Source organism: Mesorhizobium sp. WSM4850 (genome assembly GCF_055811735.1).
The window spans coordinates 1-24,144 of record NZ_JBVVPV010000065.1 but is presented as its reverse complement, the minus strand read 5'-3'; the positions used below and the strand labels follow the sequence as shown (position 1 = coordinate 24,144).

At 60.4% G+C, this 24,144-nt stretch carries 21 protein-coding genes; 10 read left to right on the top strand and 11 right to left on the bottom strand.

The genetic code is table 11. The annotated features are described in order from the left end of the window. Positions 1-88: 88 nt before the first annotated feature. Entirely contained in the window at positions 89-1,276 is a 1,188-nt protein-coding gene (locus tag AC0L2Z_RS32615) for a glycine C-acetyltransferase (RefSeq protein WP_473630337.1), read from the bottom strand. Between the two features lie 281 nt (positions 1,277-1,557). Between AC0L2Z_RS32615 and AC0L2Z_RS32610 the strand changes: the two genes are divergently transcribed. Then, a complete protein-coding gene (locus AC0L2Z_RS32610; protein WP_473630336.1) occupies positions 1,558-3,630 on the top strand; it encodes a putative bifunctional diguanylate cyclase/phosphodiesterase in 2,073 nt (690 codons plus the stop codon). A gap of 114 nt (positions 3,631-3,744) precedes the next feature. Here AC0L2Z_RS32610 and AC0L2Z_RS32605 read toward each other — a convergent pair whose 3' ends face one another. Beyond that, on the bottom strand, positions 3,745-4,170 hold the full coding sequence (locus AC0L2Z_RS32605; RefSeq protein WP_027153887.1) for a MarR family winged helix-turn-helix transcriptional regulator: 426 nt from the start codon (positions 4,168-4,170) through the stop codon (positions 3,745-3,747). Between the two features lie 116 nt (positions 4,171-4,286). Here AC0L2Z_RS32605 and AC0L2Z_RS32600 point away from each other — a divergent pair, with 116 nt between their 5' ends. Together AC0L2Z_RS32600 and queF are read left to right on the top strand one after the other, a co-directional pair. Further along, positions 4,287-4,694 carry a hypothetical protein gene (locus AC0L2Z_RS32600; RefSeq protein ID WP_091600611.1) on the top strand — a complete coding sequence of 136 codons (408 nt, stop codon included), beginning with the start codon at positions 4,287-4,289 and terminating at the stop codon, positions 4,692-4,694. A 396-nt stretch (positions 4,695-5,090) separates the two neighbouring features. Further along, positions 5,091-5,552, top strand: coding sequence for a preQ(1) synthase (queF, locus tag AC0L2Z_RS32595; RefSeq protein WP_023802331.1), 462 nt, complete (start codon positions 5,091-5,093; stop codon positions 5,550-5,552). Positions 5,553-5,639: 87 nt separating this feature from the next. On the opposite strand, the gene AC0L2Z_RS32590 is transcribed toward queF, so the two are convergent. From AC0L2Z_RS32590 to AC0L2Z_RS32580, 3 genes are all read right to left on the bottom strand, one after another. Next, positions 5,640-6,146: a hypothetical protein gene (locus AC0L2Z_RS32590; RefSeq protein WP_473630335.1), complete on the bottom strand. Its 507-nt coding sequence runs from the start codon at positions 6,144-6,146 to the stop codon at positions 5,640-5,642. Positions 6,147-6,150: 4 nt separating this feature from the next. After that, on the bottom strand, positions 6,151-6,630 hold the full coding sequence (locus tag AC0L2Z_RS32585) for a DUF3828 domain-containing protein (RefSeq protein WP_023802330.1): 480 nt from the start codon (positions 6,628-6,630) through the stop codon (positions 6,151-6,153). A 110-nt stretch (positions 6,631-6,740) separates the two neighbouring features. Beyond that, positions 6,741-7,619: a LysR family transcriptional regulator gene (locus AC0L2Z_RS32580; protein ID WP_473630334.1), complete on the bottom strand. Its 879-nt coding sequence runs from the start codon at positions 7,617-7,619 to the stop codon at positions 6,741-6,743. Between the two features lie 156 nt (positions 7,620-7,775). Between AC0L2Z_RS32580 and AC0L2Z_RS32575 the strand changes: the two genes are divergently transcribed. Together AC0L2Z_RS32575 and AC0L2Z_RS32570 are read left to right on the top strand one after the other, a co-directional pair. Beyond that, positions 7,776-9,014 (top strand): aromatic ring-hydroxylating oxygenase subunit alpha, encoded by a 1,239-nt coding sequence (locus AC0L2Z_RS32575; protein WP_473630338.1) that lies wholly within the window; start codon positions 7,776-7,778, stop codon positions 9,012-9,014. Positions 9,015-9,018: 4 nt separating this feature from the next. Continuing rightward, positions 9,019-10,086 (top strand): FAD-binding oxidoreductase, encoded by a 1,068-nt coding sequence (locus tag AC0L2Z_RS32570; protein WP_287123255.1) that lies wholly within the window; start codon positions 9,019-9,021, stop codon positions 10,084-10,086. Between the two features lie 164 nt (positions 10,087-10,250). Here the strand turns inward: AC0L2Z_RS32570 and AC0L2Z_RS32565 are convergent, their stop codons facing one another. Both AC0L2Z_RS32565 and AC0L2Z_RS32560 read right to left on the bottom strand, forming a co-directional pair. Then, a complete protein-coding gene (locus tag AC0L2Z_RS32565) occupies positions 10,251-10,853 on the bottom strand; it encodes a dimethylsulfoniopropionate lyase (RefSeq protein ID WP_287173331.1) in 603 nt (200 codons plus the stop codon). 46 nt (positions 10,854-10,899) lie between these two features. Next, the gene (locus AC0L2Z_RS32560) at positions 10,900-12,936 is read right to left on the bottom strand and encodes an oxidoreductase (protein WP_473630333.1); all 2,037 of its coding nucleotides are present in this window, start codon (positions 12,934-12,936) and stop codon (positions 10,900-10,902) included. A 148-nt stretch (positions 12,937-13,084) separates the two neighbouring features. On the opposite strand from AC0L2Z_RS32560, the gene AC0L2Z_RS32555 reads away from it, so the two are divergent. From AC0L2Z_RS32555 to AC0L2Z_RS32545, 3 genes are read left to right on the top strand one after another with little or no spacing between them, the layout of a single operon-like run. Next, complete coding sequence (locus AC0L2Z_RS32555) at positions 13,085-13,714, top strand: TetR/AcrR family transcriptional regulator (protein ID WP_027153879.1); 630 nt, start codon at positions 13,085-13,087, stop codon at positions 13,712-13,714. Positions 13,715-13,729: 15 nt separating this feature from the next. Next, complete coding sequence (locus AC0L2Z_RS32550) at positions 13,730-14,524, top strand: pyrroline-5-carboxylate reductase family protein (RefSeq protein ID WP_473630332.1); 795 nt, start codon at positions 13,730-13,732, stop codon at positions 14,522-14,524. A 40-nt stretch (positions 14,525-14,564) separates the two neighbouring features. After that, positions 14,565-16,550 (top strand): oxidoreductase, encoded by a 1,986-nt coding sequence (locus AC0L2Z_RS32545; protein ID WP_473630331.1) that lies wholly within the window; start codon positions 14,565-14,567, stop codon positions 16,548-16,550. On the opposite strand, the gene AC0L2Z_RS32540 is transcribed toward AC0L2Z_RS32545, so the two are convergent. The 3 genes from AC0L2Z_RS32540 to AC0L2Z_RS32530 form a co-directional block, all read right to left on the bottom strand. Continuing rightward, the gene (locus tag AC0L2Z_RS32540) at positions 16,545-17,240 is read right to left on the bottom strand and encodes a corrinoid protein (RefSeq protein ID WP_023802321.1); all 696 of its coding nucleotides are present in this window, start codon (positions 17,238-17,240) and stop codon (positions 16,545-16,547) included. The two genes, AC0L2Z_RS32545 and AC0L2Z_RS32540, sit on opposite strands and share 6 nt — an antisense overlap. 96 nt (positions 17,241-17,336) lie before the next feature. Then, complete coding sequence (locus AC0L2Z_RS32535; RefSeq protein WP_473630330.1) at positions 17,337-18,986, bottom strand: ABC transporter substrate-binding protein; 1,650 nt, start codon at positions 18,984-18,986, stop codon at positions 17,337-17,339. Positions 18,987-19,029: 43 nt separating this feature from the next. After that, positions 19,030-20,580: a trimethylamine methyltransferase family protein gene (locus AC0L2Z_RS32530; RefSeq protein ID WP_473630329.1), complete on the bottom strand. Its 1,551-nt coding sequence runs from the start codon at positions 20,578-20,580 to the stop codon at positions 19,030-19,032. A 92-nt stretch (positions 20,581-20,672) separates the two neighbouring features. Here AC0L2Z_RS32530 and AC0L2Z_RS32525 point away from each other — a divergent pair, with 92 nt between their 5' ends. Beyond that, positions 20,673-21,575: a LysR substrate-binding domain-containing protein gene (locus tag AC0L2Z_RS32525; protein WP_473630328.1), complete on the top strand. Its 903-nt coding sequence runs from the start codon at positions 20,673-20,675 to the stop codon at positions 21,573-21,575. Between the two features lie 15 nt (positions 21,576-21,590). Here the strand turns inward: AC0L2Z_RS32525 and AC0L2Z_RS32520 are convergent, their stop codons facing one another. After that, positions 21,591-22,583 carry a zinc-dependent alcohol dehydrogenase family protein gene (locus AC0L2Z_RS32520; protein WP_473630327.1) on the bottom strand — a complete coding sequence of 331 codons (993 nt, stop codon included), beginning with the start codon at positions 22,581-22,583 and terminating at the stop codon, positions 21,591-21,593. 104 nt (positions 22,584-22,687) lie between these two features. Here AC0L2Z_RS32520 and AC0L2Z_RS32515 point away from each other — a divergent pair, with 104 nt between their 5' ends. Continuing rightward, on the top strand, positions 22,688-23,590 hold the full coding sequence (locus AC0L2Z_RS32515) for a LysR family transcriptional regulator (protein WP_473630326.1): 903 nt from the start codon (positions 22,688-22,690) through the stop codon (positions 23,588-23,590). The last annotated feature ends 554 nt before the right edge of the window (positions 23,591-24,144 follow it).

The window sequence follows — 24,144 nt, the reverse complement described above, 5'->3', positions numbered from 1 at the left end:
CTTGGCCTTGACCAGCGCCTTCATCATGTTCGACATTCTTTTGTCCCTTGAAACTCTTGATCCGGAATCTCTTTTCGGTTCCGGTCGTTCAGGAAATCACACCAAGTTCGCGCCCGACTGCGCCGAACACCTCGACCGCACGGTCGATGTCGGCGCTGGAATGGGCGGCCGACATTTGCGTGCGGATGCGCGCCTGGCCCTTCGGTACCACCGGAAACGAGAAGCCGATGACATAGATGCCGCGCTGCAGCATGCGCGTCGCCATCTCCTGCGCCAGCGTCGCATCGCCGAGCATGACCGGAACGATCGGATGATCGGCGCCGGCCAGCGTAAAGCCGAGCTTACCCATTTCAGACCGGAACCGCGCCGCATTGGCATAGAGGCGCTGGCGCAGCGCATCGCCATTTTGGATCAGTTCGAAAACCCGGATCGAGGCGCCGGCGATCGCCGGCATCAGCGTGTTGGAAAACAGATAGGGACGCGAGCGCTGGCGCAGCCAGTCGACCACCTGGCTCTTGCCCGATGTGTAGCCGCCCGACGCGCCGCCCAATGCCTTGCCGAGCGTGCCGGTGATGATGTCCACCCTGCCCTCGACGCCGCAATGCTCGGCCGAGCCGCGCCCGTTCTTGCCGACGAAGCCGACGGCATGGCTGTCGTCGACCATCACCATTGCATTGTACTTGTCGGCGAGATCGCAGACGCCCTTCAGATTGGCGATGATGCCGTCCATGGAAAATACACCATCGGTGGCGATCAGCTTGAAGCGGCTGCCTTCGGACTTCTTCAATTCCTCCTCGAGCGCCGCCATGTCGTTGTTGGCATAGCGAAAGCGTTTTGCTTTGGAGAGCCTGACGCCGTCGATGATCGAGGCGTGGTTCAGCGCGTCGGAAATGACCGCGTCCTCCTCGGAAAGCAGCGTCTCGAACAGGCCGCCGTTGGCGTCGAAGCAGGAACCGTAGAGGATTGTGTCCTCCATACCGAGGAAGCTCGATATCTTTGCCTCGAGCTGCTTGTGTTCCTCTTGTGTGCCGCAGATGAAGCGCACCGAGGCCATGCCGTAGCCGTATCGGTCGAGCGCGGCCTTCGCCGCTTCGCGCAGCTCTTCGCTGTCGGCGAGGCCGAGATAATTGTTGGCGCAGAAATTCAGCACCCTCTCGCCGCCCACCTCGATCTTAGCCGATTGCGTCGAGGTGATCACCCGCTCGGATTTGTAGAGGCCGGCCGATTTCAGCCCTTGAAGCTCGCTGTCGATATGGGAGAGGAATGCCGCGCTCATGATCTGGCCCTGTTGAGATTCAATAGACTGTCGCCCCGCGCGGGCGAAAAATCCACCGCAAAAGCGACGGCTTCGGTGACCCGACGGTCAGTGGCCAGAATGCCGCCCCAGAATGCCGCCAAATGGCAAATGTTCAAATGCAGCTGCGGCGCGAAAGAAGGCGATAACCATTTTGCGAGCTTTCCACCGCTGCTGCTGTGTCGGCTTCCGGAGCTGTTAACCTTTCAAGCCAATGGTTCTCATACCCAACAATCTGTCGGCGAGAGGGACCGCCCCAGAAAATGTCGCAGCAACCGATGCAAACCATTTCGGGCAAGCTCATACTGCTGATCAAGGCAGGCTATTGGCTGGCGCTGCTGATCATTGCAGCCATGGTGATGGCCTCCTTCATCCTTCTCCAGCAGATGATGGCTGGCCATCGGCACGACGACACGCTGCTCGATATTGTCGGCATGCAAAAGGTGCTGTCGCAACGCATTGTCTTCCTTGCCAACGCGGCAGGAGCAGCTACGCGCAACCAACAACCGGCTCTGGTCACCGCACTCAAACAGGCCACGGCCGACTTCGAGAGGAACTACGACCTTCTGCTCGAGCGTGTGGTCGCCGACCCGGCGGCACCGGCAAGACTCGATCCAAAATCAGTCGAGAACGTCCTTTTTGCCAAGCCGTTTCATCTCGATTACTTCTCGGTCGGGCTTATCGCCAACGGCGAACGCCTGGTTTCGGCGTTTGAATCGCAACTCGGCATGGCCGACAATGGCGGCTACAAGGGTGGCGGCGAACGCGTCAACCTCGACGCTTCCGTCGCCAATGCGGCCCTGTCGGGCTATGCGGCACTCGGTCAGCGCATCAGCGCCCAAGCCGACGCGCGATCGGAAAGCCTTCTCGATCTCCATCGAACGCTGTTCTACTCCACCCTCGGCGTCATCGTGCTGGTGGCACTTTTCATCTTCAGGCCGATGTCGAACGCCATCCTGCGCAAGACGCGTGAACTGATCGATACCCGCAATTCCATGGCCTTCATCGCCGTGCATGACGGCCTTACCGGCCTGCACAACCGCACCTTCCTGACCGACCATTTCGATACGCTGATCAAGGGCGCGCAGCGCCGGCGAGAGCGGCTTGCGGCGGTCCACCTCGACCTCGACCGGTTCAAGCAGATCAACGACACGCTTGGCCACGCCGCCGGCGACTATGTGCTGGTGGTGACGGCGCAGCGCATGCGTGATTCTTGCCGGGCGTCGGATCTCTGCGTGCGTCTGGGCAGCGACGAGTTCGTGATGATCCTCAACGGTGCCGGCGGCACCGAGGACATCAACACGGTCGCCGGGCGCGTCCTGTCGCAGATCAACGAACCGATCGTCTATCGGGGCGCGACCATCCTTCCGGGCGCCAGCGCCGGCGTCGCCGTCTATCCGGTCGACGCCGACAATGCGCAAGATCTGCTCGTCCATGCCGACCTCGCGCTCCACGCCGCCAAGAAGCAGGGTGGCGGCAGTCTCTCATTCTTCTCCGAGGCGTTGCGGCATGAACTCGACTACCGCAAACGGCTCGAGCATGACATCAGGATCGCTATCGCGGAGAAGACGTTCCAGGTCTATTTCCAGCCACAGGTTTCGTTGTCGAACGGCACCATCGGCGGCATCGAGGCGCTGGTTCGCTGGAGACATGCCGAGCGCGGCATGATCGCACCGGGCGAGTTCATTCCCATCGCCGAGAAATGCGGACTCATGCCTGCGATCGGCCGCATCGTCATCGCCAAGGCAATCGGCGAGGCGGCGGAGTGGAACCGTGCCGGCATTGCCTTCGGACGGCTCGCCGTCAACGTCTCCGGCTCCGAATTGCGTGAGGCCAATTTCGACGCCTTCCTCTTCGGTGCGCTGGAAAAGGCTGGGCTGCCGCCACAAAAACTGTCGCTCGAGATCGTCGAATCCGTCATTCTCGACGACGAGAAGACCGGCATCGCGGCAAAGCTGCGGCACATCCGCGCCGCCGGCGTCCATCTTGAACTCGATGATTTCGGCACCGGCTACGCGTCGCTCAGCCACGTCAACCCGAACGAGATCGACAGGCTGAAGATCGATCGCCGCTTCGTCCAGAACATCAATGAGAACGGCGACAACACCAAGATCGTGCGTGCCATCACCGAACTCGCCCGCGGCCTTGGCATCTCGATCGTCGCCGAGGGCGCCGAAACCGAGGCTGAGCTCGATTCGCTGATGGCGATCGGCTGCGACCAGGTGCAGGGCTACTCGATCGCCTTCCCGATGCCGCAGGACCAAGTACGCGAATGGCTGGTCGCGCGGGCGCCGAAGAGAGCCAGGCTGACGGTGCTGCAGGGAAGGCTGGCGTGAGGCGCCAACCTGACACGCCGCTTCGGAAATGGCGGCCTGATGGGGTTAAGGCCGGTCCGTAGCCGGCTGCCGCTACATCTTGGGCTCGCTGAACAAAGCGTTCGGCAGTTGGGATCAATCGACATTCGCCCGCAGCGTCGCCAAGACTTCCGCGAACTCCGCCAGCCTGTCGTCCGACAACCCGGTCCGCAGCCGCTTGTCGAAGGCAATGGCTGCCGTGCGCAATTTCAGGAACAGCGCCTCTCCCGCTTCGGTCAGTTCGACCTGATGGACGCGGCGGTTTTCCGGATCGCGGCGCCGGGTCAGCAAACCTTGCGTCTCCATCGCGTTCAGGTGGTGGGTCAGCGTCGCGCCTTGGATTCCGATCATGCCGGCGAGCTCACGCTGGTTGGCCAGTTCGCGCGACTTGATCGACAACAGCGTGACCCAAACCGGCAGCGTGCCGCCCGCCTCGACCAACGTGGCGTCAAAGGCCTGGGCGACAAGCTTTGCGGTGCGGGCGAGATTCATCCCGACTGGCGGGCGGTCAAAAAGCGTCATGATCCGACACTAGAGTAAGGGAAAGGCCGATGGAACTGGCCCTTTGACTTTACATTGACATCTAATCATTTGATATCTAACTTTATGGTTGGCGGTAGGAAAGGAGGAACGCGGTCATGCAGTATGTCTACATCATCGTCCTCGGCCTTCACGTATTGGCCGGTGTGTTCTGGGCTGGAACGACCATCGCTGTCGCCCGCGATCCGGAGATTCGGATCGAACGGTTTTTCCGGCCGCAAATGAACGCGGCCGGCATGGTTTTCCTGACCGGCGCCCTGCTCTGGTATTTCTTCCACAGCGGCTCTTTCGGTTCGATGGAAATGGTTCTGGCCCTGGGTATCGCTACGGCCTTGATTGCCGCCGGTGTTCAGGGAGCGCTGGTCGGCTCTGCCAGCAGGCGGCTTGCCGGCACTGACTCGGCGACGGAAACGCAGTTGCGCGCGAAAATGACAAGGGGCGAACGCATCGCTGGTGGGCTGCTGGTCATCACCGTGCTCTGCATGGCCACCGCCAGAATGTTTTGAGCGGCCAGCCGCTATCGCGGTTCAAGAGATCGTACGGTGTCTGGCTGCAAGCCGGCGGCGTGCGCAGCGCGCAGATCGGACCGACGTGCCTGGTGGCTCTCCGTGCGGAGGTTCGGCTGCGCGCCACCAAATCAAATCCGAAGTGATCTTCAGATCCATACCGTCTTCGGAAATAGGCCGGCTCGTGGCTGGTCGACATGACCCGGTTCTTCAGCGTCAAATGTTTGAGCTGATAGGGCTGGAGAAGCGGATCGCTGGTGGTCATCGTCTTCCTGTTTCAAATTGTGCTAATGAGCGGCAAATTTTTGTTTTTGCGCATGTCGTACCCAAGTCAGCGCACCCTCGGGTCGGGCCCGTGGGCAGGCTTTTGGGCGACATGCAGTAAGGAACCCGCCGATGACCGATACGAAAAACCTTACCCAGCTCGGCACCAACGTCGAGGCGCCACAGAACCCTGACGCAGCAGTCCTGGAGACCGTGCCGTTTTCGCGCGGCGATGGGCCGCCAGCCATCGTTCGCTTCACCTGCCCGGAATTCACTTCGCTCTGCCCGGTCACCGGCCAGCCGGACTTCGCCCACATCGTCATCGACTATGCACCCGACACGCTGCTGGTGGAATCGAAGTCGCTGAAGCTGTTCATGACCTCGTTTCGCAACCATGGCGCCTTCCATGAAGAGTGCACCATCATGATCGGCCGCCGCATCATCGCTGCGACCAAACCACTGTGGTTGCGGATTGGCGGCTATTGGTATCCGCGCGGCGGCATTCCGATCGACGTATTCTGGCAGACCGGCGCGCCGCCGGAAGGCGCATGGCTGCCCGACACCGGTGTTGCGCCGTATCGCGGACGCGGCTGAATTCTGCTGCGAGATGTCCGGCGGGACAGCAGGATCGCCAACTCTGGTTTTCAATCGCCATCAGGCGATCAACTCATCGGTCCGTTCTCACTCATACTGATATTGGCTGAGCGCCCATTCGCCGGTCACCGACAGAAGGTCCGATATCTTCCAGTCGCCGTCGACCTTTTTGAACTTCCATTCCAGCCGGTGCGGATTGCCGGCAACGATAAAGGCGACGACGACCTTGGCCTCATCGCCTTTGACCGCTTCAACAGCCTTCAGGCTGTTGTCGATCTCGGCCCTGTCGTACGCCGCATTGTCGAGCGCCATGTTGGGATCGAGGCATTCGCCCTGCCCCGATTTCCGCAGCGCATCGCTCTTGTCGAGCACCGACTTCGCGGGATCGACGAAATGGCTGCGCCGAGCCGGGTCGAGCTCGAGCCCGACATGCTCGTAAAACGGTTTCACCATCGCCGTCGGCGAACCCGGCCGCAGCGGAGCTGCCCGTGCATTTTCTGCCGAGAGCGGCGCGCCGAACAGGCCCTGGCCAGCGGTGCTGCTCAAACCCGCGGCCAGCAGGCACGCAGTCGCCAGGGCCAGGGCGCGGGCCATGGCGTCACTCCGGAGTCTGGCCAGCCAGGCATTCGAGCGCACTCAGCGTCCAGCCGCTGGTCTTCGAGGTGATGTCGGCAACCTTCCACTGGCCGTCGACCTTCTTCAGCGACCAGACCATTTCGCGTTTGGATTCATCGCCTTCCGGGAAAAGGTTGAACGTCACTGTCACGTTGGCGCTGTCGCCATCCACCGCTTCAGACAGCTTCAACGTCTTGGCGACTGTCTTCTCGTCAAAATCCTGCGCGTCGAGACCGGGGGCGAAGTCGATGCAAGGCACCTCGTCCGGCTTGTTCTTCTGCGCCTGGTCGTTGAGGTCGAACAGCTTTGTCACCGGCTCGGTGAAACGGTCGCGGTATTTCGCGTCGGCCTCGAACTTGACCTCGGGCATGTAAAAGAACTTCACCGCATTGGAGGCCGGCCCGGCCAGGGCGGTCGCAGGCGCTGCGATCGAGAGAGCGGCGGCAAGCACAATCAGTCTCATCCGATAATCTCCAGGCTTTCGTGGTGGGAACCCGTTCAATACCACGAATCCATAGCGAGCGCGGTGATGTGAAGCCGCCCGAAGAAGTCAGCGAGCAAGAGAGCAGCTGCTCAAGAGCTTTTGGCGAGCCAGCTCGCAAAAAGCCGCGCTTTCGAACCTGCCCTAGGATGGATTTTCAGATAAAATGCCCTGGGTGAGGGAATGTTGTCGGGTACAAGTGTGACCAGCCGGCCCTGTTCCATCAGGCTTTTGACCAATCCATCCCACCCCAAGACCGCCCCGATATCATCCTGGGCGGCCTGGAGGGCAATCATATAGTTGTTCACGCTAAACCTGCGGCCTTTTGGGATGGTGTGTCCAAGCGCTTGAAACCACTCCGGCCAGTTCGTCCAGTCGGTTTCGTCGTTGTTCATATGAATCAAAGGTGCCTTGAGCAGATCCTCAACTCGGCCAATACCGTGCTCGGCGGCGAATTTTGGAGTTCCGAGCGCGACAATGCGATCTTGAAAGAGTTTGTGGCATTCTTCAAAATTCTCCTGCGCATCCCCGTATTGAATACTTAGATCGCAGCGGATCGCTGTTGCGGGCACGTCGCTGACGATCTGCGAGACAGTGACGGTGGGATGGCTTTTCCAGAAGGCTGAAATCTTCGGTGTAAGCCATAGCGAGCTGACGGCCGTCGTTGTCCGGATGGTCACGTCAGCGGTTTCCGGGCGATCGCGCATGTGAGTAACGGCGTCGGAAATCGTCTCAAGCCCGCGCTGTACCGCAACGAACAAGAACGCCCCTTTCTCAGTCAATTCGACGCCGCGGCTCATGCGCAGGAACAGGCTGCATCCCAAATCACCCTCAAGCGCCTTGATCTGGTGGCTGATCGCCGCAGGCGTCACATTCAATTCCTGGGCGGCGTTTTTGAAACTCGCATTTCGGGCCGCCGCCTCGAAGCAGATGAGAGCCGTCACCGAGGAGAGATCGTACGGTCTTGGCATCAACGCCTCTTCGGACCCGCTATTTGACTCACGATGGCTCGCAGAGCGCAACAGATTAGCTGAACTAAATCGTGCTGAAAATTAGTGCTATTGCGCAAAACGCGTCCAGGCAAGAAAATTTCATCTCAAATGTGCACGCCATCTATGGAATTCCGCATGAACGCCCCCTCGCCCTCGATCCAAGAGTTGCTAGCGCGCCGCGTCTCGGGCTATGCCCTTGAGCAGCCCTTTTACACTTCGCCGACGATTTACCAGCTCGATCTCGAGCACATCTTCTACCAGGAATGGCTCTACGCGGCCCCGGCATGCCAGCTTGCGAAAGCTGGTAGCTACGTGACGATGCGCGTGGGTGCCTATGAGGTGGTCATCGTGCTTGCCCGCGATGGTGAAATCCGCGCCTTCCACAATTCCTGCCGCCATCGCGGCTCGATGATTTGCAAGGCGCGCGAAGGCCAAGTGGCCAAACTCGTCTGCCCCTATCACCAGTGGACCTATGAGCTTGACGGCAAGCTCATCTGGGCAAATGACATGGGGCCCGACTTCGACATGTCCAAACACGGGCTGAAGCCGGTCCATCTGCGCAATCTTGCCGGCCTGATCTACGTCTGTCTGTCCGCTACGCCCCCAGACTTCGAACCGTTTGCCGACCTGGCCCTTCCCTACCTAGAGGTCCATGACCTCAACAATGCGAAGGTCGCGCATACGTCGACTATCATCGAGAAGGCCAACTGGAAGCTTGTGTGGGAAAACAACCGCGAATGCTACCACTGCAGCAGCAACCACCCGTCGCTCTGCCGCTCCTTCTCGCTCGACCCGGAAGTGGCCGGAGTGTCTGCCGACGGATCGGTCTCGGCGACCCTTCAGGCGCATTTTGACCGTTGCGAAGCCTCAGGCGCGCCTGCGCAGTTCCGTCTTGGCGGCAGCGGCCAATTTCGCCTGGCGCGGATGCCGCTGCAGCAAAAGGCGGTGAGCTACACGCTCGACGGCAAGGCTGCCGTTCACAAGAATCTTGGCCGGGTGGCTCTGCCCGAAGCAGGCTCGCTGTTGATGTTCCATTATCCAACGACCTGGAGCCACTTCCTGCCGGATCACTCCTTGACCTTCCGAGTCACGCCGATCAGCGCCACGGAAACTGAGGTCACCACCACCTGGCTGGTGAACAAAGATGCCGTCGAAGGGCTCGACTACGACCTCAAGCGCCTGACCGAGGTCTGGATTTCTACCAATGATGAAGACCGTGAGATCGTCGAGACCAACCAGCAAGGGATCTTCTCTCCTGCCTATGTTCCCGGACCATATTCGCCGGTTCAGGAAAGCGGTGTGACCCAATTCGTAGATTGGTACGCGAACTGGCTTGAGCGCTCTCAGGCCTCGATGCGATTGGCCGCGGAGTGAAGCAATGAACGTGGTGGCAAAACCCAGGCTGGTTTTCTGGACCGACGCGGAAGAACTCGAATGTGCCTCCTTTCTTCCGGAGGCGCCGAACGTCCTGACCTTTTGTTTCCGGTCGCCGTCCGGATCGCTGTTCAATTTTGATCCAGGGCAGTTCCTCACTTTGGAACTGCCCACTCCCGGCGGTCCGGTCTACCGGACCTACACGATATCCTCATCTCCGTCGCGGCCGACCTCGCTGACCATTACCGTAAAGGCGCAGGCCGACTCTGTCGGAACGCAGTGGATGTTTGACAGCCTCCGTCCGGGAATGCGCCTGCGGGCAATAGGTCCGGGGGGCACCTTCTCGATGGCGCATCAGCCAGCCGAAAAGTTTCTCTTCATATCGGCCGGCTCGGGCATCACACCGATGATGTCCATGACCACCCATCTGTATGATTCCGGGGTTGATCCGGACATCGTCTTCGTCCACTGCGCGCGCCGTCCTTCTGAGATCATCTTCCGCGAACGGCTGGAGCATATGGCGTCGCGCGTAACCGGCATCGACCTGAAATGGGTGGTTGAACAGACCGATCCATACAGGCCATGGACCGGTTACAGAGGCATGTTCAACCAGTTGATGCTCGGACTGATGGCGCAGGATTATCTTGATCGCGAGGTGTTCTGCTGTGGGCCCGAGCCCTTCATGCAAGCCGTGCGCGAGGCGCTGGCCGGTCTCGGTTTCGACATGGCGCATTATCATCAGGAAAGCTTCCGCGCGCCGCTTCCTGAGGCCGAGAAGGTCCCGGATGACTTCGTTCCCACCGAGAACAACGAGGCCGAGATCGAATTTGTCCTATCCGGCGTCTCGGCGAAATGCGTCGAGACGGATACGATCCTGACTGCGGCACGGGCTGCCGGTCTGGTGATCCGATCGGGTTGCAGTATGGGGATATGCGGGACATGCAAGGTTCGCAGAACCGAAGGCGATGTGCATATGGTCCACAATGGCGGCATCACCGACGAAGAGATTGCCGACGGCTATATCCTTGCTTGCTGTTCTAATCCGGTTGGCCGTGTGAAAGTCGAGATATAGCAACCATTTCGCGATCTCTGATCAAGGCGCTTCTTCGAAATCGGCAGCGCCTTGACGATCCGCGGTCAACCGAAGTCGATGATGAAGCTATTGATGAGTCACGCGCTTCACCCGCAAGGCGGTCTTGGCTCTTCCTCGGCCCGGTAGCCGGGTTTCGGGCAAGCTCAGTGATGCGTCTGGTCCACCAACAGCGCCCAGAATGCGAACAGCGGCCGATCCAGCGATCTCATTGCGTGTTTGATGCCTGGCGGATTGTAGAGTGATCCACCGATGCCGGGCGAAAACCAGTCCCTGTCAGCCTGCTTGAACTCGCCATGCGAGAGCACGAGGTAGGTTTCTTCCGGCGGATGATCGTGGTCGGGATACCGGACGTGAGGAGCCATCAAAGTGACGCCGAGCCACAGATCGTTTCTGTCCTCGAGGCCGCCCGGGCCAAGGATCATCGCGTTGGCGTGACCGTCGCGGAAATTGCTGCTGGCAGACGGGGCGGGATTTGATTTCAGCCGCCATTCGAGCAGCGGCTCGATCGCCTTGAAGCGCTCAATCAAGTTGCGGAGCGTAGGCGGGATCGCCTCTTCCGCCAACGCCGGGCCAAGATAGGAACAGACCGGCAAACGGCTCCCGGCCTTGGTCCTTTCCAGCCCGGGAACCTCCGATTGGGCGAAGAGCTGGATGATCGATCTGCGCGATCGCAGGTCGTGTGAGAACTGGTCGAAGGCCACGAACGCTGTGTCTAAAAAATATTGCAGGGCCTCACTTCTGTTCATCTCGGAGCCCTTGTTGTGAGCGGACGCTATGGTCCGTTGCCGGATGTTAGATATCTTTCGCCAGTCGCAGCGCGTCGTAGATCGCGGCGTGGGTGTTGCGAGCTGAAACGGCGTCGCCGATACGAAAGAGTTGGAATTGGCCCTGCGCATTCCGCACCACCGACTGTGGTTGCCCGGCGATGAGCTCATCCTGCGAAATCTCGCCGTGATTGGTCGATTTCGGTTTCAGTTCGAAATAGATGTCGTCGAGCGGAATGGTGCCGTGATTGACGACAACCTGATCCACGACGCGCTGTTTGGATATGCCGCCGTAGTCACTGCCGACATTTGCAATGAGCTGATTGCCATTCTTTTCAACTGACTCGAGCCGATAGGTAACGGTGAAGGTCACATCGAGTTTTTGAAGAGACCTCATGTAGGGCACGAGGTTCATAGCCATGACCTCGGGTGAGAATGACCGGTCCGGTGTCATGATTTCAACCTTCGCTCCGGCGCCGGCGAGGAATTCCGCGGCCTGGAGTGCCGCGTGGTCACCGGCGTCGTCGAAGATGAGGACATTGGTTCCCGGCTTTGCGTCTCCGGAGATGATGTCCCAAGACGACACCACGAACTCGTTGCCCTTGGAAAGGACGTCGGTGTGCGCCACCCCGCCCGTTGCGACGATGACAACGTCCGGATTTTCCGCCTCGATGGTTTCGGCTTCCGCCCAGGCATTGAACCTGATGGTCACTCCATGTTTTTCGCACTGGGCCATGCGCCAATCGATGATGCTCATCATCTCCTTGCGGCGCGGGCTCAGCGCTGTCAGCCGGATCTGCCCTCCAGGGTCGCTGGCGGCCTCGAAGACCACGACCTCGTGTCCCCGCTCACCCGCCACGCGGGCGGCCTCGAGGCCAGCCGGACCTGCACCGACGACGACAATCTTCTTGCGGCTGTCGGCCTTGGCGACAATATGCGGCATGGTCAGCTCACGGCCGGTCGCGGCGTTGTGAATGCAGTATGCCGCCCCGCCCTGATAGATACGGTCAAGGCAATAGTTAGCGCCCACGCAGGGCCTGATTTCGTCTTCGCGCTTTTCGATGATCTTGCGCACGATGTGGGGGTCGGTCATATGCGCGCGCGTCATGCCGATCATGTCCACCTTGCCCGATGCGATCGCGTGGCGGGCAGTCGCCACATCCGGTATTTTCGCTGCGTGGAAAGTTGGGAAGTTGGTCGCGGCACGAATCTCGCCGGCAAAATCAAGATGCGGCGCATTCGCCATTCCCTGAATTGGAATGACGTCCGTCAGGCCCGCATCGGTATCGATGTGCCCGCGGATCACGTTGAGGTAATCGATCAGTCCGCTTTCCTTGAGACGCTTGGAGATTTCCATGCCCTCGGACTTGCCAGTGCCACCGGGGAGACGTTCATCCGCAGTATATCGCACGCCCAGGATGAAGTCCTCGCCGACCCGTGACCGGATCGCCTTGAAGACGTCCATGCAGAAGCGCATGCGATTATCGAGCGAACCACCATACGGACCGTCAAGTTCGTTCGTGAGAGGAGACACGAACTGGTCGATCAAGTGGCCATAGGCCTCGAGTTCGACGCCATCCATCCCGCCTGCCTTCATCCGCTCCGCGGCGTCCGCAAAGTCCTTGATGATGCGCTCGATATCCCAGTCTTCAATTTTCTTGGGAAACGCGCGGTGGGAGGCTTCACGATGATGGGACGGCGCCAGAACGGGAAGCCAGTCACCTTTATCCCAGCGTGTACGCCGTCCAAGATGGGTTAGCTGGATCATGATGGCGGCGCCCTCTTCGTGCACCGCATCTGTCATCTGCCTGATCCACGGCACGATCTCGTCCTTGTAGGCGAGCAGGTTGTTGAAAACCGGGGGGCTGTCCTTCGAGACCGCAGCGGACCCGGCTGTCATCGTCATCGCCACACCGCCCTTCGCCCTTTCAACCGTATAGGCGAGATAGCGCTCCTTCGGCATCCCGTCCTCCGGATAAGCCGGCTCGTGGGAGGTCACGATGATGCGATTGCGCAGGGTCAAATGCTTGAGTTTGTACGGCTGCAGGAGGGGATCGCTCGACATCTGACGGACTCCGGGCTGAGATGGCAAGTGCGAACGCTATCCGAAAATGTACATGCATGTCAAGTTTCACTTCGGAGCAGTCGATAGAGTCGACATACGTGTACATTTTGCTGGTTTTCACTTTGATATTTTGTTAGGCTGATCACTCATGGAGCAAATTTCGAACGATAGCGGATGGCGCGGATCGCCGGAGGGGTGGCTTGAAGCCGCCTACGACCTGCTTCTTGAATCCGGCGTCGACACGGTGAGAATATCGCCACTGGCCAAGAAATTGGGCCTGTCGCGCACCAGCTTCTATTGGTTCTTCAAGGATAGAGAAGAACTGCTGGCTGCCCTCGTGACCCGTTGGCGGGACAAGAACACCGGCAACCTCGTCAAGCAGGCTGAGGCATATGCCGAGACGGTCGCCGAAGCGATGCTGAACGTTTTCGACTGCTGGCTCGACAAATCCTTGTTCGATTCCCAGTTCGAGTTCGCAGTCAGAAGCTGGGCGCTTCAATCCCCTGACATCCTGGCGGAGGTGCAGAAAGCCGACCAGACGCGCCTCGATGCGTTGAGCCAGATGTTTGTCCGCTTTGGTTACGACGAAGGCTCAGCCGATGTTCGAGCGCGCACCATCTATCTCGTGCAGATCGGCTACATCTCAATGCAGACCAGCGAAGATCTCGCGGACCGCATGAAGCGCATTCCCGGGTACGTGGAGATTTTTACAGGTAAGGCCCCGCGGAAGCGCGAACTCGACCGGTTCTTCGCCAGACACGGCCATTCGGCGGGCTGAGGAAGCGTTTCGACAATGGGTGAACCCCTGAGCATCGGAATAATCGGCGGAGGTGGCTGGCTTGGACGCGCTATCGCCGAGGCCATTATTGATGCGCAAATAGTCGCCGCAGAGCACCTCACGCTCTCTCATCGAAGTGGGCAACCCGACTTTCTGCCAAACGCTACATGGACCAGGGACAACCAGGAACTGGTGGATCGATCTGATGTCATCATCGTCTCGGTCCGGCCCCAGGATTGGCCTGCCATCGACATTGCTGCGTCCGGCAAGCTCGCCATGTCGGTTATGGCCGGGATCACTCTCGACCAACTGGCGGGACGTCTTAAAACCGACCGCGTCGTCCGCACGCTTCCGAATGCAGCGGCAGAGGTGCGGAATTCCTATACTCCCTGGATAAGCTCTCAGGGCGTCACCGCCGATGACCGCAATGTCGTTCGCCGGATTCTGGAGGCCTGTGGCGCTGCCGATGAAGTCAAAACAGAAGCAGATATCGACTATTTGACGGGCCTCACCGGATCCGGTCCAGCCTTTCCGGCGCTTTTGGCGGCGGCGATGATGGACGACGCCCTCAGCCGAGGAATGGATCCAAATATTGCCCGGCGGAGCGTCAGCGCGGTGCTTGTTGGAACCGGAAAACTCCTCGAGGCTCGTCCAGACAATCCCCAAGATATCGTCCAGACCTTCCTCGACTACCGCGGCACCACCGCGGCAGCGATCGAGGCCATGCGCGCAGCCGGGTTTGAATCTGCCGTGGCAGACGGCCTTGCCGCGGCGCTCCAGAAATCCGTGACTATGGGACAAGCCACCTGACTGCCGCCCGAGGCCTTCCTCCGACCGCTGGTGTGATATTATGTCAAAACTCTTTCCGCATCTGTTTTCACCTGCAAAGCTAGGCAGTCGCACGCTGCGAAACCGGATCGTGTTCGGGGCTCATACCGCCAACATGGCCGAAAATGGCGTGCCGACCGAACGACACGTTGCCTACTATGCCGAGCGAGCGCTCGGTGGGGCCGGCATGATTGTTGTCGAACCCATGCCCGTCCATCAGGCCGCCGTCCTGACACGCGGCAATTTTCGACCTGACGACGATAGCGTCATTCCTCATTTCCAGCAGGTCACGCGCGCGATCAAGGACCACGGGGCGATCGCCATCCAGCAGCTCTATCACGTCGGAGCGCACGGGGATTCGGACAATTCATTTCACGCGCATTGGTCGCCCTCGGGCCTGCCGAGCTATCATGACAGCGACGGTTCCCACGCCATGTCCGAGGGTGAGATTTGGGAAACCATCGACAGCTTCGTTCAGGCGGCGCGCCGCTGCCAGGAAGCCGGTTTCGACGGCGTCGAAGTCTGGGCTGCCTATCTCGGACTGGTCGATCAGTTCTGGACGCCCTGGACAAACCGACGCGAGGACCAATGGGGAGGGTCGCTCGACAACCGCACGCGGATCTCGCGCGAAATCCTAACCCGCATCCGCGAAACATGCGGCCTCGATTTCATCATTGGACTCTCGGTCAGCGACGAACCCGATTACACAGTCGCGCTCAGTCGCCAGGAACTGGCGGAGATCATTCGGCTGCATGATGAGCAGGGGCTGATCGATTACGTGACCTGCGGCACCGGTAGCTACCTCGATTTCTACAAGATAATGCCGACGTTTCTCTATCCGGAGAAGCTTGGCGCCGATCTTGCGACGACCCTAAAGGCCGTGGTCAAGACGGCCCTCGTGGTGGCCGAAAGCCATATCAGGACGCCTGAAAACGCCGAAACCGTGCTCGGCGAGAAAGCTGCAGACCTGGTGTCGATCGTCCGGGGCCAGATCGCCGACCCGCATCTGGCACGCAAAGCCGCGGCGGACCGGCCCGAGGATGTGCGCGGATGCATATCCTGCAACCAGATGTGCTGGGGCCGTCGTTCCCGCGACTACTGGATCAGCTGCCTTATCAATCCCTCTGCGGGGCGCGAGTTTGAATGGGGTGGTGACCGGTTCACGTCCGCTGCCATCAAGAAACGGGTGCTTGTCGTCGGCGGCGGTCCCGCCGGCCTCGAGACGGCTCGGGTTGCCGCCGAGCGAGGGCACGACGTGGTGCTGGCCGAAGCCTCCAGTAGGCTGGGCGGGAACTTTTTGCTCGCAGGACTGCAGCCGCGCCGCGGGCAAATCCTCGACCTTCTCGGGTGGTATGAACGCCAGCTCAGCAAACTGAATGTCGACGTACGACTGAACACCTACGTCGAGGCCTCGGAAATCGCCTCTTTCCAAGCTGACACCGTTATCCTGGCCACGGGGTCGGTGTCTCCCGAAACCGGCTTTCAGAAGGCTTTGCCGGCAGTGCCGAGCCTGCCCGGCATCGAAAGGGGCAATGTCTTCTCGATCGAATCCGTCATGGCCCGCGTTGTGCGGCCGGGTAAGCACGTGCTTTTGCTCGACGAGGGCGGAGGCTGGCGCGGTTGTGGCACGGCCTGGAAACTTGCCGAGGATGGCCATCAAGTGACCATTCTCACACCCGACCCGCTGATCGGCAAGGAACTGCAGCGGACGGCTGCCGATTTTCCGCTTCGACGGACATTGCGCCAGCTTGGCGTCACATGGTTGTTGGATGTCAGTGTGCTGGAATGGCACGGGGACGGTGTGACCATCGTTGACCACAACACCCGTGAAGAGAGCTTTGTGCCGGGCGATTGCCTTGTACTTGCAACCACCAATGTGGCGGCGAATTGGCTGGCGAAAGAGTTGGAAAGCACGTCCCAGCCTTTCATGGAGGTCGGCGACGCCGTCGCTCCGCGCCAAGCGCCCTACGCCTTCCACGAAGGACGGAAAGTTGCCTTGCGGCTATGACACGCGCACGTTGTGCTTGCGCTTCATGAAATCCTTGGCGGTCTCGACTGCCACGGCCGCGTCGCGGCAATAGGCGTCGGCGCCGACGGCCTTGCCGAATTCCTCGTTGAGCGGGGCACCGCCGACCAGCACGACGTAGTCGTCGCGGATGCCCTTTTCCTTCATCGTGTCGATGACGACCTTCATGTAGGGCATGGTCGTCGTCAGCAGCGCCGACATGCCGATGATGTCAGGCTGGTGCTGTTCGATGGCGTCGAGGTATTTTTCCACCGCATTGTTGATGCCGAGGTCGATGACGTCGAAGCCGGCGCCTTCCATCATCATGCCGACAAGGTTCTTGCCGATGTCGTGGATGTCGCCCTTGACGGTGCCGATCACCATCTTGCCCTGCTTCGGCGCGCCGGTGGCGACAAGCAGCGGACGCAGGATGAACATGCCCGCCTTCATCGCGTTGGCCGACAACAGCACTTCCGGCACGAACAGGATGCCGTCGCGAAAATCCTCGCCGACGATGCGCATGCCTTCGACCAGTGCCTCGGTCAGCACCTTGTAAGGCGCCCAGCCGCGCTCGAGCAGGATATTGGTGCCTTCCTCGATCTCTTCCTTCAGCCCGTCATAAAGGTCATCGTGCATCTGCTGGACGAGTTCGTCGTCGGAAAGCTCGGAAAGGATGATCTCGTCGTCGGCCATGTTTGACGCACTCACTGATTTCAATGGCTTGCGGTCCGCCGGCACCTGTTTTCTGCAACGGGTGCCGGCGGGTCATTGCCAGCCTTGGGAGCTAACTCAGGCGTCCAGCCAGACGTTCTGAAGATCCATCTCGAAGGTCTGGTGGACCGCGTAGTTCTTCACCTTCTTGTTCATGTGGCTGTACAGCTTCTGCCAGAACGGCTGAATGATGACGCCCGAATCCTGCAGGATCTGCTCGACGTCCTTCATGACCTCGCGGCGCTTCTCCACGTCGATGAGTGAGAGGGCCTGCTTGAGCTTGGCGTCGAAATCAGGATTCGAATACGCCGTTTCATTCCAGGCCTCGCCGGTGCGATAGCCGAGCGCCAACACCTGAACGCCGAGCGGGCGCATGTACCAGATGGTCATGGAATAGGGGTATTTCGTCCAGTCGTTCCAGAAGGTCGACCCCGGCAGCACCGTGCGCTTCACCTTGATGCCGGCATCGCGCAGCTGGCCGGCAATCGCGTCGCCGGTGTTCTTTTGCCAATCGTCCTCGACGGTGATCAGTTCATGCTCGAAATCGGCCTGTCCGGCCTCGGCCATCAGCTTCTTGGCGCCGGCCGCATCGCGTGTCTTCTTGGGCAGCGGAAAATATTCCGGATGGATCGGGCTGACGTGGTGGTTTTCACCTGGGGTGCCGCGCCCGGCGTAGCCAAGTTCGAGCACCGCATTGTTGTCGACGGCCATCTGCAAGGCGTTGCGTACCCGCTGGTCATCATAAGGCTTGTGCGTGATGTTGGTGCGGGCAACGAGCGTGGTTGCTGTCGCGACCTCCGATTTCACCAGATCCATCTGGTCGAGGATGTCGATGAAGTCGGCGGGCGTCTCGAAATTGACGTCGATTTCCTCGGATTCGAATGCATTCACCGAGGCGTTGAAGTCGGTGCCGTAGTCGATGAATTCGACGCTGTCGAGCGGCGCTTCACCGCCCCACCATTTGCCATTCTCGCGACGCTTGACGACCGCGTTCTGGCCGACCGAATAAGACACAAGCTCGAAAGGCCCTGTGCCGATCGGCTTGGCGAGCGGATCGGCGCCATCGGCATCGAATTTGCGGTGGACGACGAGCGCTGGATAGTCGGTGAAGTTCGGGATCAGCGAGATATCAGGTTCGTTCAGCGTCAGCTTGACCGTGTTGTCGTCGACCTTGGTGATCGCCCCGTCCCTGGCCTTGCCGGTCTTGGCGTCGATCAGCGCACCGACGCGCGCGGCCATCGAATTGCCAGAGGCATCCTTCTCGCACCAGCGCGTCAGATTGTAGACCACGTCGTCGGCGTTGAAGGCGTCGCCATTGTTCCAGGTGATGCCCTTGCGCAGATGCAGCACGTATTCGGTGGCGTCGTCGTTGACGTCCCAGCTCTGGAGCAGGACCGGCTCGAAAGTGAATTCGCGGGTGTAGCGGACAAGCGGCTCGAGCCAGCAGCGCGAAATGTTCGCAAGCTCCACCCAGTCGTAAGTACGCGGATCCTTCTGCGCCTTCACCGACATCGATACGCGCAGCGTTCCGCCTTTCTTGGGCTCTTCGGCCAAAGCCCGTCCCGGCACCGCAAGACCGATCATAGCGTAGGCAAGGGCAGTCGATGCCCCGAACGCGCTTGCCAGCGCCAGAAACTCGCGCCGGTCCATCCGGCCTGAGCGGGCTTCTTCAGCCATCGCCTCGATAACGCTGGGGACACGATCACCGTTGTTTCTGAAGAGTGCCATTATTTCCTCCCTTATGGTTGCCTTTGGGTCTTCGCCCGTTGGATTAACTAACGCTGTCCGGCAGCTTCTCCTCGCGCAGCGCGATCAAATCTTTGAGACCATCGGCGATGCCGTCATCGAGCTTCGGCTCCTCATAATCGGCGAGCATATTGCGCGCTTTCTCGCGGCCGCGCGTGTCGTGGTCCTTTGCCCCTTCAGCCTTCCACTGTTCGTAGGAATTGAAGTCCATGATGCTGGGCATGAAGAAGGCGGACTGGAAATGCTCGAGTGTGTGCTGGGTGCCGAGGAAGTGGCCCTGCGGCCCGACCTCGCGGATTGCCGCCATCGCTTCCTTGAAGTCGTCGAACGGCAGGCCGCCAGCATATTTGTACCAGCCGACAAGCTGTTCGCAGTCCGTCGCGAATTTTGAATAGCCGCAGGTCAGGCCGGCCTCGAGCCATCCGGCGGCGTGCCAGATGTAGTTGGCGCCGGCAAGGATGGCGGCATGCATCAGCATGTTCGCCTCGTAGCCTGCCTGGGCGTCGTTGAGTTTCGACCCGACATGGAAGCCCGACGTGCGCCATGGCAGCCGGTATTTCCGCGCCAGTGCTCCCATCAAATACATCATCTGGGCGGCCTCGGGCGTGCCACCCATCGGCGCGCCGGTCTTCATGTCGACCGTGACCATGAACTGTCCGTAGATCTGCGGTGAACCCGGACGCAGCAGTTGCGTGAAGGCGACGCCCGCCAGCGCTTCGGCATTGACCTGCGCGACCGCTCCCACCGCCGAGGCCGAAGTCGAGGCGCCGCACAGCGCGAACGGCGCCAGGATCAACGGCTGGTTGTGACGTGCATAGACCTTCATCGCGTCCAGCATGGTGGCGTCCCATACCAGTGGCGAGTTGCAATTGGTGATCGCGACCAACACCGGGTTGTCGCGGACAAAATCCTCGCCGAACACGATGCCCGCCATCGCCATCGTGTCTTCGGCGCGTTCCCTGGATGTCACGATGCCCATGAACGGCTTGTCGGAATGCTTCAGCGCCGAATGGATGATGTGGAGGTGACGCTTCGGCACCGCAATTTCCATCGGCTCGCAGATGATCGAGCTCGACGAATGCAGCGCCGGCGCCATGTAAGCGAGCTTATGAAAATTCTGAAGGTCGGCGAGCGTGCCATAGCGCCTGACGTTGTCGAGGTCGCGTACGTAAGGCGCGCCGTACATCGGCACGAAGATGGAATTCTTGCCGCCGACGCGGACCGAGCGCTCGGGGTTGCGCGCATTGAGCGTGAACTCCGGCGGGACTTTCGAGACCAGCTCCATCAAGAGCGCGCGGTCAATGCGGACGCGCGTCTCAGAGACATCGGCTCCGGCGGCCTGCCACAGTGCTATGGCCTCGTCGTCGCGGAACTCGCAGCCAACCTCTTCGAGGATCGACAGCGACTCCTGGTGGATCAGCTCGACAGCCTCGTCCGGGACCATTTGGTATGCGGGTATGTTGCGAACCAGCGTCGGAAACGACGCCATCGGAGTTCCCCGCAGCGCCTTGCGGCCCAGGCGGCCGCCCCCTCGGCGGTTGGCGTGTTCGGTGACTTCGGCGGCCGGTGCATTCATGGCAACTCTATCCTCCCAGAGCCAGTCAACTTAGCGAGACAAAATACAGCTGTGACGCTGGAAAATCCTGATCTCTTGTATAAGTTCAGCTTATGCGAAGCCTGCGCCACCTGCTGCCCTCTGCCGGCAGCCTGATCGTTTTCGAAGCCGCCGGGCGGCTGTCGAGTTTTACCGCCGCCGGGCGAGAGCTTGGCATGACGCAGGCTGCCGTGTCCTACGCGATCCGCGGGCTTGAAGAGCAGCTCGGCGCGAAACTCTTCCAGCGTCGCCATCGACAAGTCAGCCTGACCGAAGCCGGTGACCGCTTTCATGCCGACGTCTCGCTTGGCCTGTCGCACATCCGCAAGTCGGCGGAGGATTTGCGCCTACAGGCGACCGGCGGCCATGTGACGCTTGCCGCGTCGACGGCCTTCGGCTCGTTCTGGATGATGCCGCGCCTGCAGCAGTTCCGCGACGAACTGCCGGGAATTGATCTGCGCATCCAGACCGCCGACCGCGATCTCGACATCATCGCCGAGGGCATCCCGCTCGCTGTGCGCGGTGGCGAGCCCCGGGAATGGCCGGACTATCATTCACTGCCACTGGCCGACGAGGAGATATTCCCCGTCGCCGGCGTGAGCTATGTGGCGCGGTTCGGACTGCCGGAGAGCGTCGAGGATCTGCCATCGCACCGGCTCATCCATCTCGAAGAGCCGTTTCGCGAAGCCGCGAGCTGGGACGAGTGGTTCGCCTCGGCCGGGGTCACCATCACCGATGCCGGGCGTGGCTTGCGCATCAACGATTATGCGCTGGTGATCCAGGCGGTCATGGAAGGCCAAGGCATTGCGCTCGGCTGGGGCCACCTCGCCGAGCGCCTGCTGGCGTCGGGGCTGCTGGTGCGTGCGACCGGCCACACGATGACGACCGGCAAGGGCTTTCATGTCATCTGGTCGAGAACCCGCGACCTCAGCGACAATGCTCGCAAGGTGCGGGACTGGCTGGCGGCGCAGGCGTGAGGCTCCCATTAATGCTCAATCAACCGTCACGACGATCTTGCCGAATTGCTCGTTCGACTCGAGAAAGCGATGCGCTTCGACGATCTGCTCGAATGAAAAGGTTTTGGCGATTGCCGGCTTTAGCGAACCCGACATCAATCCGTCGAGGATGAACGCCTTGGCAGCTTCCAACTTCACCGGATCGCCAGTGATCTCGTGGACGAGATAGCCGCGCAGCGTCAGCGTCTTGGCCAGCACATCGAACAGCGGGAACGGCGTCGGCTCGGGGCTCAAGCCGCCATATTCGATGAGAATGCCACCCCGTGCCATCGCCGCCGTCAGAGGTTCGAAAATCGGGCCGCCGACTGCGTCGAAAACCACTCGGATGTTGTCCGGACTGGCGATTTCCTTCAGCCGGGCTTCCAGATCTTCGTCCGCTGAAGCGACGACATGGGCCGCCCCGAACTTGAGCAGGGCCTCTCTCTTGGCAGATGTCCGCGTCACCGCGATCGCGGTCGCACCAACGATGTTGGCAATCTGGATCGCGGCAAGTCCGACACTGCTCGATGCCGCGGTAATGACGACGAAGTCGTCTCTGCTGAGCTTGGCAATGTCGATCAGCGCGCCATAGGCGGTGAGATATTGCATCCAGACGGCTGCCGCCTCTTCCCAGGTAAGCGATGGCGGGTGCTTGGCCACGAGATGGGCGGGATATGTGGCAATCTCACCATAGGCGGGCCAGCGGGCCATCGATAATGGCGGCACGACGCTGACGGCGTCACCTGGCGCAAAACCGTGCACGGCTTCGCCGACCGCTTCGACGACACCCGCTGCCTCAAGGCCAAGACCGGAAGGCAACGGCGGCGTCTGGATATAAGTGCCCGAACGCAGCAGCGCCTCGGCCCGGTTGAGACCCAATGCCTTGACCCGGATCTGAATCTCGCCCCGACCGAGCGCGGGAATATCGAGATTCTCGATGCGCAGAACCTCGGGACCACCATGCTCATGAAAGCGAACAACACGTGCCATGCGGCCACAACTCCAAAATATTTTAACCGAATACGCTATGCCATCGGCCATCCGGCAGATAAATGCTTGCTTGGGCAAGACAGTAGAAACTGGGAGTTTTGAATATGGATCGCCTTACGAGCATGGCCGTGTTCGTCAAAACCGTCGATCTTGGCTCGTTCGCGGCGACTGCTGCCGCTCTCGATCTGTCCGGACCGATGGTCGGCAAGCATGTCCGGTTTCTCGAGGAGCGTCTGGGCGTGCGCCTCATCAACCGGACCACACGCCGCCACAGCCTGACCGACTTCGGGCGCGCCTACTATGAGCGCTGCCGGATGGTACTCGCTGAAGCCGAAGCTGCGGATGCACTGGCGGCCGATCAACTTTCCGAACCACGCGGAAAGCTGCGCGTCATCATGCCCGTACACTTCGGCCGGCGCTGCGTTGCCCCGATGCTGCTGGAGCTTGCGCAGCGATATCCCGCTCTGGAACTCGACCTGTCTTTCAGCGATCCCATCGCCGATCTTGCAGAGGATGGCTGCGATCTTGCCATCCGGACCGGCAATCTGGAGGATCAGGCCGGCGTGATGGCGCGTCGCGTCGCGCGCCAGCGCATGGTCGTCTGCGCGTCGCCATCCTATCTCGAGATGCACGGGCAGCCACGGCGGGTAGAGGATCTCGGCAGCCACCAGACCATCATCTACCGCCGTTCGGGCCGTGTCGTTCAACCGTGGCTGTTTCCGCGTGATGGCCAGCGTGCGCTGGAGGTCATGCCGGTCAGCCGGCTGCGGCTCGACGACCTCGCTGCGATCGCCGATGCTGCGGCAGCCGGCATGGGGCTCGCCTGGCTGCCATACTGGCTGGTCCGTGAGCGCATTCAGGCCGGCGCACTTGTCGTGCTGTTGCCGGAACAGCCGGGATTTCTTTACGACGCCTATGCGCTCTGGCTGCAGACGCCTCATCTGCCGCTGAAGGTCCGCCTTGCCGTCGACACCCTGGCGGCAGCGCTGCCCGGGCTGATGACTTGAAATGCACGAGCGTTCGGCTGCGTGGATTTCCTTGAGAACGACCCGACGATAGAAAAGCTATATGGTCAGATTTCGTATATACAGGAGATAAATCATAAAAACCGTTAGCGATATCGAAATAACCGTCCAGATTGTGAACCACGCTATTTTGGCAATTCTACCCTTTCGACGCTGTATCCATCGACCGAGTTTTGTCATTAAGTAATCCAGGATTTCGTCCAAATGTCGCCTCCAACGGCAATTGATTTTGGCCTTCACCCGACCATTTCCACTAAGTCAATTGGGGAGCATGCCCATTCACTTCAACAATACTCCTATCTCTACATCGTGGCGGGACAGCACCCCCCCTCTGGCCTGCCGGCCATCTCCCCCGCAAGGGGGAGATCGGATGTCGCCTCGGCCTTCGCCAATCTCCAACGGTTGAAGGCTGGCGGAACGCGTGAACTGCCAATCTCCCCCCTTGCGGGGGAGATGGCCGGCAGGCCAGAGGGGGGTGGGACGGAGCGCAGCGGTTATAGTTGGCTGCCCTTGCTAGAGGTCAATACATTTCAGCC

What these genes read in the sequence shown, in the direction of transcription:
- AC0L2Z_RS32555 (WP_027153879.1), top strand. Translation starts at nt 13,085, where the DNA reads ATGGAGCAAATTTCGAACGATAGCGGATGGCGCGGATCGCCGGAGGGG.
- queF (WP_023802331.1), top strand. Translation starts at nt 5,091, where the DNA reads ATGACCGATACGAAAAACCTTACCCAGCTCGGCACCAACGTCGAGGCG.
- AC0L2Z_RS32515 (WP_473630326.1), top strand. Translation starts at nt 22,688, where the DNA reads ATGGATCGCCTTACGAGCATGGCCGTGTTCGTCAAAACCGTCGATCTT.
- AC0L2Z_RS32600 (WP_091600611.1), top strand. Translation starts at nt 4,287, where the DNA reads ATGCAGTATGTCTACATCATCGTCCTCGGCCTTCACGTATTGGCCGGT.
- AC0L2Z_RS32550 (WP_473630332.1), top strand. Translation starts at nt 13,730, where the DNA reads ATGGGTGAACCCCTGAGCATCGGAATAATCGGCGGAGGTGGCTGGCTT.
- AC0L2Z_RS32575 (WP_473630338.1), top strand. Translation starts at nt 7,776, where the DNA reads ATGAACGCCCCCTCGCCCTCGATCCAAGAGTTGCTAGCGCGCCGCGTC.
- AC0L2Z_RS32570 (WP_287123255.1), top strand. Translation starts at nt 9,019, where the DNA reads ATGAACGTGGTGGCAAAACCCAGGCTGGTTTTCTGGACCGACGCGGAA.
- AC0L2Z_RS32610 (WP_473630336.1), top strand. Translation starts at nt 1,558, where the DNA reads ATGTCGCAGCAACCGATGCAAACCATTTCGGGCAAGCTCATACTGCTG.
- AC0L2Z_RS32580 (WP_473630334.1), bottom strand. Translation starts at nt 7,619, where the DNA reads ATGCCAAGACCGTACGATCTCTCCTCGGTGACGGCTCTCATCTGCTTC.
- AC0L2Z_RS32545 (WP_473630331.1), top strand. Translation starts at nt 14,565, where the DNA reads ATGTCAAAACTCTTTCCGCATCTGTTTTCACCTGCAAAGCTAGGCAGT.
- AC0L2Z_RS32590 (WP_473630335.1), bottom strand. Translation starts at nt 6,146, where the DNA reads ATGGCCCGCGCCCTGGCCCTGGCGACTGCGTGCCTGCTGGCCGCGGGT.
- AC0L2Z_RS32530 (WP_473630329.1), bottom strand. Translation starts at nt 20,580, where the DNA reads ATGAATGCACCGGCCGCCGAAGTCACCGAACACGCCAACCGCCGAGGG.
- AC0L2Z_RS32605 (WP_027153887.1), bottom strand. Translation starts at nt 4,170, where the DNA reads ATGACGCTTTTTGACCGCCCGCCAGTCGGGATGAATCTCGCCCGCACC.
- AC0L2Z_RS32585 (WP_023802330.1), bottom strand. Translation starts at nt 6,630, where the DNA reads ATGAGACTGATTGTGCTTGCCGCCGCTCTCTCGATCGCAGCGCCTGCG.
- AC0L2Z_RS32520 (WP_473630327.1), bottom strand. Translation starts at nt 22,583, where the DNA reads ATGGCACGTGTTGTTCGCTTTCATGAGCATGGTGGTCCCGAGGTTCTG.
- AC0L2Z_RS32535 (WP_473630330.1), bottom strand. Translation starts at nt 18,986, where the DNA reads ATGGCACTCTTCAGAAACAACGGTGATCGTGTCCCCAGCGTTATCGAG.
- AC0L2Z_RS32565 (WP_287173331.1), bottom strand. Translation starts at nt 10,853, where the DNA reads ATGAACAGAAGTGAGGCCCTGCAATATTTTTTAGACACAGCGTTCGTG.
- AC0L2Z_RS32615 (WP_473630337.1), bottom strand. Translation starts at nt 1,276, where the DNA reads ATGAGCGCGGCATTCCTCTCCCATATCGACAGCGAGCTTCAAGGGCTG.
- AC0L2Z_RS32540 (WP_023802321.1), bottom strand. Translation starts at nt 17,240, where the DNA reads ATGGCCGACGACGAGATCATCCTTTCCGAGCTTTCCGACGACGAACTC.
- AC0L2Z_RS32560 (WP_473630333.1), bottom strand. Translation starts at nt 12,936, where the DNA reads ATGTCGAGCGATCCCCTCCTGCAGCCGTACAAACTCAAGCATTTGACC.
- AC0L2Z_RS32525 (WP_473630328.1), top strand. Translation starts at nt 20,673, where the DNA reads ATGCGAAGCCTGCGCCACCTGCTGCCCTCTGCCGGCAGCCTGATCGTT.